Source organism: Almyronema sp. (assembly GCF_052168255.1).
Taxonomy (GTDB): Bacteria; Cyanobacteriota; Cyanobacteriia; order Phormidesmidales; family Phormidesmidaceae; genus Sphaerothrix; species Sphaerothrix epifaneia.
On record NZ_JBQLZL010000064.1, the window covers coordinates 66,229 to 79,828 of the forward strand.

The 13,600-nt window shown below is 51.5% G+C and carries 13 protein-coding genes; 7 read left to right on the forward strand and 6 right to left on the reverse strand.

The window, feature by feature from the left end:
- Positions 1-3: 3 nt before the first annotated feature.
- On the reverse strand, positions 4-951 hold the full coding sequence (gene cruF, locus ACTS3T_RS14095; RefSeq protein WP_377960508.1) for a gamma-carotene 1'-hydroxylase CruF: 948 nt from the start codon (positions 949-951) through the stop codon (positions 4-6).
- Positions 952-1,248: 297 nt separating this feature from the next.
- Here cruF and ACTS3T_RS14100 point away from each other — a divergent pair, with 297 nt between their 5' ends.
- From ACTS3T_RS14100 to proB, 7 genes are all read left to right on the forward strand, one after another.
- Positions 1,249-2,394: a F420-0:Gamma-glutamyl ligase gene (locus ACTS3T_RS14100; RefSeq protein WP_377960596.1), complete on the forward strand. Its 1,146-nt coding sequence runs from the start codon at positions 1,249-1,251 to the stop codon at positions 2,392-2,394.
- A 91-nt stretch (positions 2,395-2,485) separates the two neighbouring features.
- Positions 2,486-3,742, forward strand: coding sequence for a GNAT family N-acetyltransferase (locus ACTS3T_RS14105; protein WP_377960510.1), 1,257 nt, complete (start codon positions 2,486-2,488; stop codon positions 3,740-3,742).
- 67 nt (positions 3,743-3,809) lie between these two features.
- Positions 3,810-4,235, forward strand: coding sequence for a Holliday junction resolvase RuvX (ruvX, locus tag ACTS3T_RS14110; protein WP_377960512.1), 426 nt, complete (start codon positions 3,810-3,812; stop codon positions 4,233-4,235).
- 39 nt (positions 4,236-4,274) lie between these two features.
- Positions 4,275-4,838 (forward strand): DUF3727 domain-containing protein, encoded by a 564-nt coding sequence (locus ACTS3T_RS14115; protein ID WP_377960514.1) that lies wholly within the window; start codon positions 4,275-4,277, stop codon positions 4,836-4,838.
- 69 nt (positions 4,839-4,907) lie between these two features.
- Positions 4,908-6,002 carry an endolytic transglycosylase MltG gene (mltG, locus tag ACTS3T_RS14120; protein WP_377960516.1) on the forward strand — a complete coding sequence of 365 codons (1,095 nt, stop codon included), beginning with the start codon at positions 4,908-4,910 and terminating at the stop codon, positions 6,000-6,002.
- Positions 6,003-6,069: 67 nt separating this feature from the next.
- The gene (locus tag ACTS3T_RS14125; protein WP_377960518.1) at positions 6,070-6,588 is read left to right on the forward strand and encodes a YqeG family HAD IIIA-type phosphatase; all 519 of its coding nucleotides are present in this window, start codon (positions 6,070-6,072) and stop codon (positions 6,586-6,588) included.
- 236 nt (positions 6,589-6,824) lie between these two features.
- On the forward strand, positions 6,825-7,946 hold the full coding sequence (gene proB / locus ACTS3T_RS14130; protein ID WP_377960520.1) for a glutamate 5-kinase: 1,122 nt from the start codon (positions 6,825-6,827) through the stop codon (positions 7,944-7,946).
- Positions 7,947-7,989: 43 nt separating this feature from the next.
- Here proB and urtD read toward each other — a convergent pair whose 3' ends face one another.
- The 5 genes from urtD to ureG all read right to left on the reverse strand — a co-directional run bounded on the left by urtD (position 7,990) and on the right by ureG (position 13,496).
- The gene (urtD, locus tag ACTS3T_RS14135; protein ID WP_377960522.1) at positions 7,990-8,742 is read right to left on the reverse strand and encodes an urea ABC transporter ATP-binding protein UrtD; all 753 of its coding nucleotides are present in this window, start codon (positions 8,740-8,742) and stop codon (positions 7,990-7,992) included.
- 38 nt (positions 8,743-8,780) lie between these two features.
- Positions 8,781-9,956: an urea ABC transporter permease subunit UrtC gene (urtC, locus tag ACTS3T_RS14140; RefSeq protein ID WP_462935224.1), complete on the reverse strand. Its 1,176-nt coding sequence runs from the start codon at positions 9,954-9,956 to the stop codon at positions 8,781-8,783.
- Positions 9,957-9,964: 8 nt separating this feature from the next.
- Positions 9,965-11,134, reverse strand: a complete 1,170-nt coding sequence (urtB, locus tag ACTS3T_RS14145; protein ID WP_377960526.1) for an urea ABC transporter permease subunit UrtB — start codon at positions 11,132-11,134, stop codon at positions 9,965-9,967.
- A 177-nt stretch (positions 11,135-11,311) separates the two neighbouring features.
- On the reverse strand, positions 11,312-12,634 hold the full coding sequence (urtA, locus tag ACTS3T_RS14150; RefSeq protein WP_377960528.1) for an urea ABC transporter substrate-binding protein: 1,323 nt from the start codon (positions 12,632-12,634) through the stop codon (positions 11,312-11,314).
- 238 nt (positions 12,635-12,872) lie between these two features.
- A complete protein-coding gene (ureG, locus tag ACTS3T_RS14155) occupies positions 12,873-13,496 on the reverse strand; it encodes an urease accessory protein UreG (RefSeq protein WP_377960530.1) in 624 nt (207 codons plus the stop codon).
- Positions 13,497-13,600: the final 104 nt, after the last annotated feature.

Consider the following 13,600-nt stretch of genomic DNA (forward strand, 5'->3'; position numbering starts at 1 on the left):
AAACTATTTGTGGGGAATTGCCCCTACGGGCGGAGAAATTTCATCGTCTTGAGTAAAGGCTTGCATCTGGCTACCCTGCCACGGGGTTAGTTCGGGTGTCACCATAAACCAGCACAGCACCGCCGGAATGGCCCCTGCTGCTAGCCCCAACAAGACGGGTACGGTAATGCCAGAACCCAAACTCATCAGCATTGCAAAGGCAAAATTAGCCAAATAAACAGCCAAGGGCGTTGTTAGCTGCGATCGCGTTAAACGCTGTACGGGTTGTTGTCCTCGCCAGAGAAAAGCCGCCACGCTCATAAACAAAGCGCCAGTGCCCAACCAGCCTGCAAAGTTTTGATAAGGCATACCAAAGAAAGCCCCTGGCCGATGCCAAAACCAAAAGGGCATTGCCGTTTGACTCATGGCGGGATCTAAAACAAAATCCCACGAGGTCAGCAACCCTGCCCCCAGCAAAATACTGCCGACCTGCCAAACCCCGGTGGGTAGCCACAGACCATCGCGCAGTCGCTGCTGGCAAGACAAGCCAGAACGGGCTAGCAAGTAAGCTGAAAAGCCTAAGTAAAACCAGGATAGAGGAATGGTAAAGGGAACTAACCCAGCAATTTTGTAACCTAAACCATTGAGATAGCTGTAATGCCCAAAGGGAAAACCAGTGCTCGTGCCAAGCAGTTCGCTACTGAGGGAAATTGTCAACGCTGGAATCATAAAGCCCAGTAAAGTCCGCAATCCCAACAACCGATAGCCATACAAGCCAACGGCGATCGCGCCTAAAACGATATAAACAACGCCCCCGCCTGCCATACTCCAGCGAAACATCAGTGGGCCTGCTGGAATATTGGCTAAAAACTCAGGATGAGGCATCACCCAAAGCAGTCCAGCCAAGCCAAACGCCATAGAGACAATATGCCCCCACAAGCAAAACCGCTCAATTGCCATTAATCGATTCATTACAATTTCCCGCATCACACTGCACTGAGGCTAGCTTTTGTCCGTAACACTTTTTGTCAGAGAAAAGGCATTTCTGAGATCGTGCCTCAAATTATAAGTTTTGTAAACAGTTGATGAAGTTTCCGGTGGGTTGGCAGAAGCCGTTAAGGTCTGATTCAGCCTCTTAAGGGGTAAGGCGAAGGCAGCGCTAAGAATTTTAGCGGCATTTCCCCATCGTTCTATAGACTCTTTATCAGGAATCTCTGTGTAATTTCAGCCCAGTGAGGAAGTTCGGTGAGTGTAGGAATTGCTTTTTTGATGGGTGTGATCGTCATCCTTGTCGGGGTGGCGATCGCGATTGAGTCTCAATATCGGCGGCGACCCGGAAATGCGCTGGCGTTTGTCGCAGGTCAGTGGAATTTAGAAACTTACTCCCCCAATCACTATGTCATTGTCGGCGAACCGCAGCTAGTGAATCAAACGCGATCGCTCGAAATCATGGTACCGGAGGTTGAGGTTGAAGCCACGCTGCTCTCCGGCAATTCCTTAGAGGCGGTAAAGCTGCAAACCCGCCTGATACCTCGTCATCCCGACGCCCCTGCCCGTGCCGACAACTACTGGTTTGGCTACATCGTCAAAGTAGGCAAAACGACGCAGATGGAAATTACCGTCGATATCCAGGGGCCAGATCTGACTCGGCTCAAAGCCCTATGGCTGCGCGTTCATTATGTCACTTACGGCCCTCAAGGGCGCATTCCTAAAACAGGTCATGTGATTGTGCCACTCCAGTTTCCTGACCCGGAAGCGGCCAAAAACTGGCGCAGTACCGAAGTTGCTGAGCGCCTACCCGTTGCCACCCACCTGCTCACCCATTTAGACGATCCGGTAGCGGTGGTAAAGCGTTACGTCATGCCCCACGCCAAAGCCGGAGACATTGTTACTATAGGAGAGACACCTGTTGCCATCATGCAGGGGCGCTGGCGGCATCCGTCAACGGTAAAACCGGGCTGGGTGGCGCGGCGGTTGTGCTATTACTTTATGCCAACTTCTAGCTTGGCAACGGCCTGCGGTATGCAAACTCTGGTAGATATCGTTGGCCCGTGGCGGGTTGTCTATGCTTTTGTTGCCGGGGCGATCGCCAAGCAAGTTTTGGGTAAACCCGGTATGTTTTATCAGCTTGCCGGAGAACAAGCCCGACTGATTGACGATGTTACTGGCACGCTCCCCCCTTACGATCAATTTATCGTCCTGGGGCCAAGCCAGCCAGAGCAGGTAGTTACCGCTATTTTGCAGGAAACAGGACTAGAAGCCGCCATTGTAGACGTCAACGACTTGAAAGCAGTTAAGATATTGGCATCGACTCCGGGTGTTGATCCAGAAGCCCTCAGCCAAGCTTTGATTGATAACCCAGCCGGTAATGCTGATGAGCAAACCCCCTTAGTGCTGATTCGACCCAAAATTTAGGAATAATTATTCGGGCTGATACTCTTTAGCCCCCAGCCACTCCGCATCTGGTCGCATCGCCGCCCTTAGTTCTCTCACCCTAACGCACCTTATGCCTGCACACTCTCAAAATGTCGTCATTCGCCCCATTCAGTATCGAGATTTGGATGCTTTGGCGGCGTGTGGCGAAGGCACACTAGAATCGGGTGACCCAGTCGATGCCGCTGAGATTAGTCAATTTTTGGCTCAAGTACGGCAGTGGTATGGGCCTCTCAAGTTTTTGAGCTTGTTTCCTAATCCGCTGCAAAAGCTACTTTCGGTATACGTCGCCGAGCGAGAAGGCAAAATCTGCGGCATGATTCAAGTTTCGCCTTTTAATCACACTCGCAGCACTTGGGAAATTCAGCGCATTGCTATCAACGGGGCGGTTGGCTCCAGTTTTACGGTTGTTGGCTCACAGCTTTTGCGCTACTGCTTTGAAAAGCTGTGGGAAGCCCGCACCTGGTTAACCGAAGTTAACGTTAACAACAAGTCAGCCCTGGCGCTTTATCGCCAAAATGGGTTTCAGCCGCTAGCGCAGGTCACTTACTGGTCAATTGCCTCGGAGGTGTTGAGCGAACTCGCTACCCGCGAACCTGACCTCCCCAACTTGTTGCCTGTTAGCAACGCCGACGCCCAACTGCTCTATCAGCTAGATACGGCTGCCATGCCGCCGCTGGTGAGGCAGGTCTTTGACCACCAAATTCAGGACTTTAAGACCAACCCAGTGCAGTCTATGACTCAAGGCATGAGTCAGTGGATGAACCGCGCCGAAGTAATCAGCGCCTATGTATTTGAGCCACAGCGTAAAGCGGCAATTGGCCGTTTTGAGTTACGTGCTTGCCGGGATGGTTCTCGGCCTCACTCGGCACAGCTTATTGTTCATCCCGCCTATACTTGGCTTTACCCGGAACTACTGACACAGATGGCGCAAGTGCTGCGGGCATATCCCAGCAACGAGTTGCACCTGTCCTCCCGCGACTATCAGCCAGAACGAGAAGAGGTTTTTGCTCAGGTGGGGGCGGTGCAAATTGAGCATGGTTTAATGATGTCGCGTTCAGTTTGGCACAAGCTGCGAGAATCTAAAGCCATTTCTTTAGAAGGGTTGCAGCTACCGGATGTTTTACAAGGGTTGCAGCCTTCTGGTAAGCCTGTGCCTGGGCGAATTTCCTGGGCGGCTGACCAAGCTTTTCACGCTGACGCCAATCGCAGTCAGTACCGGGCAGCAAAGCCGGGACAGGCTAAAGAACATTCGAGTGAGTCTGATCGCCTTGCTAACTCCAGCGAAGCTGGACTTGGCGATCGCCGTCCGTTAGATTCAGCAGATTAAGGATGGCAGCACCGCTCCCCTAGCAGCGTATGATCAAGGCGGATGGGGGCGATTGTTTTTGGGGTCTATGGTTTCAGCACTGGGGCTAGATATTGGTCGGAAGCGGATTGGGGTAGCTGGCTGCGATCGCACGGGTCTGGTTGCTTCTGGGCTGACGACTCTAGAGTGCCGTTCGCTTGAAGAGGTGATTGCGCGCTTGCGGCAGCTTGTTCAAGAACGCTCAGTTGAAATTTTAGTTGTTGGTGTACCGTATTCAATGGATGGTAAGCTGGGCTTTCAAGCCAAACAGGTGCAAAAGGTTGCCCACCGCCTAGCTCGAACCCTGCATCTACCTGTCGAGTTTGTAGATGAACGACTTAGCTCCTTTCAAGCTGAACAGCTAATTTTAGCTGAACGTCGCTCTCCCTCTCGCCACAAGGCGCTCATTGATCGCAAGGCGGCAGCTATTATTTTGCAGCAGTGGCTCGATCACCGTCGAATGGCTGCGAAATAGCCAGTTGTTTAAGATTTGGGCCAGCGAGGAGTATTTTTCATGGCGGATGAAGCGAACGAAATGCGGGATGCCGAGGTCATTCTAGCTGATGAGGCTGGGCGATCGCTGCCCTGCTTCATTGAACAAACAATTCCTATTGAAGATCAGGAGTATTTGCTGCTCATACCCGTTGATGCCCCCATTGAGATTTTCATGTGGCAGGCTGACCCCGACAGCGACGATGAAGACGAGGTGTTAGTAGACGTGGATGAAGCGGACATTGATAGTTTGTTTGCCACCGCTAGGGCTGTCTTAGCCGAGCAAGATCTGATTTTGCAACGCACTGCCCTTACCCTCACCGCTGCGGGTAATTTGCCTGAGCCTAACGATGAAGACTGCTTCACGCTAGAAGTCGATGAAGGCCCAGATCCGCAAACGGAAGAATTTCAGATTTTGGCCACCTTTTTTCAAGACGACCAGGAATATACCCTCTGCACGCCGCTAGAACCGCTGTTATTTTTTGCCAAAGAAAATGCGGTTGGCGACATTGAACTGGTTACGCCTGAAGAGTTTCAGCAAGTTCGCTTACAAATTGAGGACAAACTGTTCGACGTTTTGGATTAGAATATCGGCGTTGAAAGTCAGGGTATGAAGGCGCCAGCGCAATTTCTAGAGGACTCATTAGGTACCGCTATGAAATCACGGGTCTGGAAAGGGCTGTTTTATTTACTCTTGCTGCCCGCCGCGATCGCCTTTAGTGGCTGGCAAGGTTGGTCTTGGTGGAGTTGGGCCACCGATCCGGTGGAACCTTTTTCGGCGGCGGAGAGCAGCAGCGAGGGGTTAACCTCTTCGGTGCAAATTGAAATTCCTTTAGGCACCTCTAGCCAACAAATTGGCCGTGATTTAGAGGCAGCGGGTGTGATTCGCTCTTCTACCGCCTGGGATTTGTGGACGCGCTGGCAGCTCTTTCGCCAACCCGAAGGCGGCTATCAGGCGGGCACCTACGTTCTCTCCCCGGCTCAATCCTTACAAGATATTGCCAACATCCTTTGGTCTGGGGATGTGGTAACCCGTAGCTTTACCATTCCTGAAGGCTGGAACCGAGAGCAAATTGCCAGCGCTTTAGCTGCGGAAGGCTTTTTCACGGCTGAAGAGTTTTTGCAGCTTACTGAAACGATTCCAGTCGAGCGATATCCCTGGCTGCCTGAGCAAATTCCCCATGTAGAGGGCTTTTTATTTCCAGATACCTATCAAATCCCGGCAGAGCAGGTTACCCCTGAAGCCATTATGTTTTTAATGCTCGATCGCTTTGAAAATACGGCTTTACCGATCTATCAGGCTCAAGCGCCAGCGATGGAGTTGCTCGACTGGGTAACGTTGGCTAGCATTGTGGAGAAAGAAGCTGTTATTCCAGAAGAGCGGTCGCTAATTGCTGGTGTCTTTAGCAATCGATTAGCGGCGGGTATCCCGCTGGGGGCTGACCCGACTGTAGAGTACGGCTTGGGCATTCGTCAGACCCCTGAGAATCCATTAACGCTGTCTCAAGTTCAAACCCCTAACGCTTACAATACTTATCTCAATGCCGGGTTGCCGCCAACTCCCATTGCCAATCCAGGCTTGGCGAGTTTGGAAGCCAGCCTTAACCCCGCTGAGACAGATTACTTGTATTTTGTTGCCCGCTATGACGGTACGCACGTCTTTAGCCGGACGCTACAAGAACACGAAGCGGCTCAGGCTCAAATTCGAGATGAAATTGATCGGCCAGAGGATTCACCCTCGACTAACTAACCCGCCAGTAAAAGTGGTATAAGATTACCGCTACCTTTTTAAGAAAACCCTTTACTCCCCGGATGTAATGTTTTGGATACAGTGGTTACAGCCCGATCTGGTGCTGGGCGGGCCGGTTTTTCAGATCACGCCTGCTCTGATTAAAGACTACAATTTGCAAGGTCTGGTGTTAGACGTGGATGAAACGCTGGTGCCGTTTAACGAAGCCCAGGCCACCGTTGAGCTACAGCAATGGATTGAGCAGCTTAAACCGCTGGTGAGTTTGTGGCTGGTAAGCAATAACATGAACAGCTATCGCATTCGCCGCATTGCTGAAGCGCTGGAAGTGCCTTATATTACCGGGGCTGGTAAGCCTTCGCGCCGCAAACTCAGAAAGGCTACTGCAGCTATGAACTTGCCGATTGGCCGCATTGCAATGGTGGGCGATCGCTTGTTCACAGACGTTTTGGCTGGAAATCGGCTGGGCATGTTTACTATTTTGGTGGAGCCGATGGTCAATCCCGCCCGAAAAATGCGCCAGCATCCCATTCGTACCTGTGAAGTCTGGATTTCTCAGCTTCTCGGCATTTCGCTTAAAGCGCCTTAGTCTCAAAAGGGATAATGGCGATCGCGGCTGGATTTTTGATACCTTTCTTTACTTTTGTCTAATCGCCTAAACATAAAGAAAACATTATGAAACATAACCTCGCTAACAGGGGGGTAGGAGAATATAACTATTCAACGGGATCGGCTTTTATAAAGATCCTGGAGTTTCAATACAATTTTATAAACTCATAGGGCGTTGGCTTTGCGAAGCTAGCGCCTTTGTTAATGTCAGTCACTATGCCTTCGTCTCAGACTTTAGTTGTCAAAATTGGCACTTCTAGCCTCACCCAAACCCCCAGCGGGCACCTAGCCCTCTCTACCATTGCGAGCCTGGTGGAAACTTTGAGTTCGCTGCGTCAGCAAGGGCATCGAGTGATTTTGGTTTCTTCTGGGGCGGTAGGCGTTGGCTGCGCGCGACTGGGGTTAACTGAGCGCCCACGCTCAATTTCAATGAAGCAGGCGGTAGCCGCTGTCGGACAGGGACGGTTGATGCGGGTTTATGACGATCTGTTTACCACGTTGGGGCAACCGATTGCCCAAGTGTTGCTAACGCGTAGCGACTTGGTGCAGCGATCGCGCTATGTTAACAGTTACCGTACCTTTCGCCAGCTTCTGCAGTTGGGCGTGATTCCTATCGTCAATGAAAACGATACGGTGGCTGTAGACGAGCTTAAGTTTGGCGACAACGATACGCTTTCGGCGCAGGTTGCTAGCCTGGTCAACGCTGACTGGCTATTTTTGCTCACCGATGTAGATCGGCTGTACTCGGCAGATCCGCGATCGAACCCGGATGCTCGCCCAATTAGCCTAGTAGATAAAGTGGCACAATTGGCTGAGTTACAGGTTGAAGTGGGCGATCGCGGTACTCACTGGGGTACAGGCGGAATGGTGACCAAAATTGAAGCCGCCCGCATTGCCACAACGGCTGGAATTCGCACCGTTATCACCGACGGCAAAACACCACCCAATCTCACCCGAATTTTACAAGGGGAAGACCTGGGTACCCACTTTGCCCCTCAGCCTCCGCTGGCCAACGCCCGCAAACGCTGGATTGCCCACGGCTTAGTGCCAGCCGGACGGTTGTATCTAGATGAAGGAGCCGTTAAAGCAATTGTGCAGGCGGGGCGATCGCTGCTGGCGGCGGGTATTACTGAACTCGAAGGTGAATTTCAGCCTCAAGATGCCGTACAGCTTTGCGATCGCACGGGTAAGGAAATTGCTCGCGGCTTAGTCAATTACAGCCACAACGAACTGCAAAAAATTCGGGGAAAACGCTCTGATCAAATTGCGGCCATTCTGGGTTACGAAGGGGCAGAAACAGTTGTTCACCGCGACAACTTGGTGCTGAGTCTGGCCTAAAAAGGCTGTAGCTGCCGTTGTTGGGCATCCCTTGCTAACGGCGTTAAACGGCTTCTTCTTGAGCGCCTAAATACACCTCAATCACGCGGGGGTCGTTTTGAACTTCGCCCATCGTACCTTCGCAGAGGACGCTGCCTTCATGCAGCACCGTCACCTGCCGCGCAATCTGCCGCACAAACTCCATGTCATGTTCAATTACCACAATGGAGTGGCTTTGTGCCAGCGACAGCAGCAGTTCGCCAGTTTTTGCCGTTTCTTCGTCTGTTAACCCAGCAACGGGTTCATCGACCAACAGCAGGTCGGGCGACTGAGCTACCAACATGCCAATTTCTAGCCACTGCTTTTCACCGTGCGACAGCAAAGCGGCTGGAATGTCGGCTTTGGTTGCTAGGCCAATTGTTTCTAACAAACCACCGACGGTACGACGCTCGGCGCTGGGCAACTTTTGGAACAAAGTAGCAAAGACATTTTTACTGCGATTGCAGGATAGTTCCAAATTTTCGCGCGGGGTGAGATTGAGGTAAACTCGCGGGGTTTGAAACTTACGGCCAATCCCTAAGCGAGAAATTTCGTGTTCAGACCGCTTACTCAGGTCTTTGCCTTTGAACCGAGCTTTGCCTTCAGTGGGCTGAACTTTGCCCGTAATCACATCTAGAAAAGTCGTTTTACCCGCGCCGTTGGGGCCAATAATCACCCGCAGTTCGCCCTCGTCCATGCTGAAGTTGAGGTTATTGAGGGCTTTGAAGCCGTCAAAGCTGACGGTCACGTTTTCAATGTCTAAAATCTTTGCGCTCACGATTTTATCCACAAATTAGGTGAAGCAAAAATAGCCACTTAGCGTTTGTCGATCGCTTCTCGCTTTTCTTCTCGCACGTTAGGGTCTAGCTCTAACAAAGGCGGAGTCACCACCGATCGCGATGGCCCTAACCAGGCTCGCACGCGATTGCCTAAACGATAGCGTAGCCAGCCAACCAGACCATCCGGCAAGGCTGTTACAACCAGCAAAAAGAGCGCGCCTTGAAAAAACAGCCAGACTTCAGGAAAATTTTCGCTGAGCAGCGTTCGCGCTAGGTTGACTAAGACGGCTCCTAAAATTGCCCCGACTAGGGTGGCTCGTCCGCCCACGGCTACCCAAATAACCATCTCAATCGAAAAGGCAATATCCATATACTGTGGCGAAACGATGCCAGACTGCACCGTATAAAGGGCACCCGCAATCCCCGCGATCGCCCCAGAAACGGCAAACACCAGCACCTTAAAACTGGTGGGGTCGTAGCCCGAAAAGCGTACCCGGTTTTCATCGTCGCGAATGGCAACCAACATGCGACCAAAGCGACCACTGGTTAACCAGCGACACAGGGCATACATTAAAGCCAGAAAAACAACCGTCAGCACGTAAAACGTAAACTGCATTTCGGCGCTGCCCACCTGATTGCCCCAAAAGGTGCTGGTGTCGGTTTTGAGACCGTTGGTGCCGTTGATTAATTTTTGCTGACCGTTGAAAAAGTTGAAAAAGACCACCAGGGCTGCCTGGGTCAAAATCGAAAAGTATACGCCGCGAATGCGATTACGAAACACCAGGTAGCCTAGCATGCCAGCCACTAGGCTGGGAATCAGTACCAAAGCCACTAAGGTAAAGGGCAGCGAGTAAAACGGTTGCCAAAACCAGGGCAACTCGGTTACCCCATAGAGGCTAAAGAAATCGGGTAGTTGACCCTCTGCCAGCGTATTGAGTTGCAGATACATGGCAAAAGCATAGCCGCCCAGGGCAAAAAAGATGCCATGCCCCAAGCTCAGCAACCCGGTAAAGCCCCAAATTAGGTCGATGCCGAGGGCAACAATGGCCAGTGCCAGAAATCGCCCCAACAGCCCCAAGCGAAAGCCTGAGATCACGGCTGGCACAATCAGAATTAAAATCAGCGCGATCGCGACGACCATACCTGCTTCTACTAACAGGCGACGCTTTGTCAAATGGCCCCGTCTGGGGCGAGTCAAGATATCGGTTGCCATGTTTACTCCTACGCCTCAACCGTTCGTCCCTTTTGGGGAAACATGCCTGCGGGCTTGATTTGCAGGAAAGCAATAATCAGAGCAAAAACCATCACCTTGGCCATGCTGGTGGTAGCAAAAAAGGTAAAAAAGTCCACCAGCGGCTGCATGCCTGCAAACGGGGTCAATATGAGCGCCAGCGTCCCCGAACCCACTAGGTACGTGATAATGCCAATCACCATGGCTGCCACGATGCTGCCAACCAGCTTACCAACGCCGCCAACCACTACCACCATAAAAGCATCGACGATGTAGTTAGAGCCAAGGTTAGGCCCCACCGAACCGAGCAGCGTCACCGCGCAACCGGCTATTCCCGCCAGCCCAGAACCCAAGGCAAAGGTTAACGCATCTACACGCTCTGTTGGAATGCCCAAACAGGCGCTCATGCTGCGATTCTGCGTCACTGAACGAATTCGCAAGCCCCAGGCCGATCGCTGCAAGAACCAATACACACCCACCAGGCAAACAACCGTCAGCACAATAATGAACAGCCGCGCGTAGGGAAACTGTAGCGTATTGCCAAGGGCTAACCCACCGCGCAACCAGACAGGCGGCGTAACATCGACGTTACGAGCGCTAAACCAAGGACGCGTTAGCGCCGTTCCGGCATTTTGATTGATCAAGATACCCGCAATGAGGGCGATCGCTGCTGATAGCAACAGCAAAACAGCCGACATCCAATTGGCGACCTGCTGCTGACGGCGTTGAAGTAGCCAGCGTCCGCCAAAAAACAAGCCGCAAAAGAGTATTAGCCCTATCACCATAGCCCAACTGACGCTACGGACAAACTGCCGCAAGATGAGGCTGACCCCCCAAGTTGCCAGCAACGTCTCTAGCGGTCGCCCATAAAGATAGCGAATCACGCCTCGCTCTAGCGCCAAGCCAACCAAAGCAGCCACCAGAAAAGACAGCGGCAAAGCCACAAAAATGTAGAAGTTTAGCGCCGATTCGCCCATGGTTCGGAAGCCATTTTGCACCACATAGGTGGTGTAGGCACCCAGCATCATCAACTCACCATGAGCCAGGTTGATAACACCCATCAGACCAAAGACAATTGCTAGACCCAGAGCCACAATCAACAGCACTGCGCCAATACTAATCCCGTTAAACAGGCCACCAATTAAGCCTTCAAGTAACACAACTTTTAACCCAGTCAACTACTTGGCAGGAAAATGCTTCCTAACGAGCTTAGGAATAAGCTTTAACCCGAAGAACCTCTAACTTACAAGAAAGGGAACCTAGAGAAGGTCATGAAAGACACTTTCTAGATTCCCTTAGCTTCGTTTGACTAAGCTATCTAGAAAACTAAATAGCGGTTAAGCTCCTTCGGTTTGGTACTTGCCACCTTTGGCTGGATCAGACCAGTCACAGGCAAAGCCTTTAGTATCAGGAACATACTGGTTCCAGGGCACCGGATCGATGGGGCCTTCGGTAGACCAAACGATCTCAAACAGACCGTCGTCGCGCACTTCGCCAATTCGCACCGTCTTCGACAGGTGGTGATTCGGATTCATGGTCACTAAGCCTTCAGGCGCTTCAAAGGTTTGACCATAGGCTGCTTCGCGCACAGCCGGAATATCAGTGGTGCCCGCTTGTTCAACGGCTTGCTTCCAGATGTAGACCATGATGTAAGCCGCTTCCATCGGATCATTGGTGACGCGATCGTCGCCGTACTCTGACTGGAAGTCTGCTACCCACTGGGTGTTCTGAGGGTTGTCTACGGTCATGAAGTAGTTCCAGGCTGCGTAGTGGCCAATGAGGAACTCGCTACCAATCTGACGAACTTCTTCTTCTGCAATGCTGACTGACATAACGGGGTACTTGTCAGGGGTCAAGCCAGCGCCTTGAAGCTGCTTAAAGAAGGCAACGTTGCTATCTCCGTTTAAGCTGTTGAAGATGACGCCACCATCGGGCAGGGCTGCTCTGATTTTGGTGATGATGGGGGTAACTTCGGTGTTCCCTAGGGGCAGATAGTCTTCACCGACAATTTCGCCACCGAGGGCAGCTACCTGCTCTTTGATGATGGTGTTGGCTGTACGAGGGAAAACATAGTCAGAGCCAACCAGGAAGAACTGTTCGCCCTTGTTTTCCATCAGCCATTCAACCGCAGGCTCAATCTGCTGGTTGGGGGCTGCTCCGGTGTAGAAGATGTTCTGCGAACATTCTTGCCCTTCATACTGCACCGGGTACCACAACAAATGCTGCTTAGACTCAAAGACGGGCAGTACTGCTTTGCGGCTGGCTGAAGTCCAACAGCCAAAAACGGTTGCTACTTGGTCTTGATCAATCAACTTTTCTGCTTTTTCGGCAAAAGTTGGCCAATCAGAAGCGCCGTCTTCGACGATCGCTTCGATTTGTCTGCCCAGAACGCCACCCGCTTCGTTAATTTCTTTGATTGCCAGCTGTTCAGCTTCAACTACAGTGGTTTCACTGATAGCCATGGTGCCGCTGAGGGAGTGCAAAATACCCACCTTGATGGTGTCACCGCTTGCGGCCGATGACTGCTCACTATCAGGGGTTGACGCTTCAGTTCCGTCTGGGGTTGTTTCGCCCCCACCGCAGGCCTTGAGCAAAATGCTTGTGCCTAGCGTTGCGGAACCATAGAGTAAAAACTTCCGTCTGTTGAAATTCGCTGCCATATTTGACCCTTCACTCCTCTGACTTAACCAGCCTTTGAAAGCAGTTGCAACGGTTAGTGATATTAGAATTAGCGAAGCCAAATAATTGTATCTTGTGATACCAAAAAACGCTGGTATCAGGGTTTTTGTCGTATTTGCAACTACCTTAGGCCGTAGAAAATACGGAAAAACTAATTTTTGCGGTTAATTTACGGGGGCGATCGCCTACCGCATAGCAGCCGCTAGCGGTTACACAAGCTTATAAATCAGCCGTTTCAGCCGTTTCGACAAAGCCATGAAATTGAATAAACTCGACAATGGTTTTTAGACCCTGACCAAGCTTAAGATTTGTGAATACAAAGGGGCGATCGCCTCGCATCCGTTTGGCATCTCGCTCCATAACGCTCAAGTCAGCCCCAACCATAGGCGCAAGGTCGATTTTGTTGATAACCAGCAAGTCTGATTTGGTGATTCCTGGCCCACCTTTGCGCGGAATTTTTTCACCTGCGGCAACGTCAATGACATAAATCGTTAAATCTACCAGTTCGGGGCTAAAGGTAGAAGCCAGATTATCTCCCCCGCTTTCGACCAAGATCAAATCTAAGGAATTGAATCGAGCTTCGAGCGCCTCAATGGCCACCAGGTTAATTGAGGCGTCTTCTCGAATGGCGGTATGAGGACACCCCCCGGTTTCGACGCCAACAATGCGATCGCGATCTAAAGCGGCACTTTTGACCAAAAACTGAGCGTCTTCTTGGGTGTAAATATCGTTGGTAACGACGGCAATCTGATAGCGATCGCGCATCGCTTTACACAGCGCATCTACCAGAGCTGTTTTGCCAGAACCAACCGGGCCAGCAATGCCCACACGGAAAGGGGTCATGGGTGTCTTGATGAGGGGTTAAAGGTTAATGGTTAGGGGTGAAGGAGGCGTTGTCAAGAGGCAGCCTAGGGGAAGGTAGCGCCGCCAAAGCGATCGCTTTTTAC

What these genes read in the sequence shown, in the direction of transcription:
- cruF (WP_377960508.1), bottom strand. Translation starts at nt 951, where the DNA reads ATGAATCGATTAATGGCAATTGAGCGGTTTTGCTTGTGGGGGCATATT.
- ACTS3T_RS14100 (WP_377960596.1), top strand. Translation starts at nt 1,249, where the DNA reads ATGGGTGTGATCGTCATCCTTGTCGGGGTGGCGATCGCGATTGAGTCT.
- ACTS3T_RS14105 (WP_377960510.1), top strand. Translation starts at nt 2,486, where the DNA reads ATGCCTGCACACTCTCAAAATGTCGTCATTCGCCCCATTCAGTATCGA.
- ruvX (WP_377960512.1), top strand. Translation starts at nt 3,810, where the DNA reads ATGGTTTCAGCACTGGGGCTAGATATTGGTCGGAAGCGGATTGGGGTA.
- ACTS3T_RS14115 (WP_377960514.1), top strand. Translation starts at nt 4,275, where the DNA reads ATGGCGGATGAAGCGAACGAAATGCGGGATGCCGAGGTCATTCTAGCT.
- mltG (WP_377960516.1), top strand. Translation starts at nt 4,908, where the DNA reads ATGAAATCACGGGTCTGGAAAGGGCTGTTTTATTTACTCTTGCTGCCC.
- ACTS3T_RS14125 (WP_377960518.1), top strand. Translation starts at nt 6,070, where the DNA reads ATGTTTTGGATACAGTGGTTACAGCCCGATCTGGTGCTGGGCGGGCCG.
- proB (WP_377960520.1), top strand. Translation starts at nt 6,825, where the DNA reads ATGCCTTCGTCTCAGACTTTAGTTGTCAAAATTGGCACTTCTAGCCTC.
- urtC (WP_462935224.1), bottom strand. Translation starts at nt 9,956, where the DNA reads ATGGCAACCGATATCTTGACTCGCCCCAGACGGGGCCATTTGACAAAG.
- urtA (WP_377960528.1), bottom strand. Translation starts at nt 12,634, where the DNA reads ATGGCAGCGAATTTCAACAGACGGAAGTTTTTACTCTATGGTTCCGCA.
- ureG (WP_377960530.1), bottom strand. Translation starts at nt 13,496, where the DNA reads ATGACCCCTTTCCGTGTGGGCATTGCTGGCCCGGTTGGTTCTGGCAAA.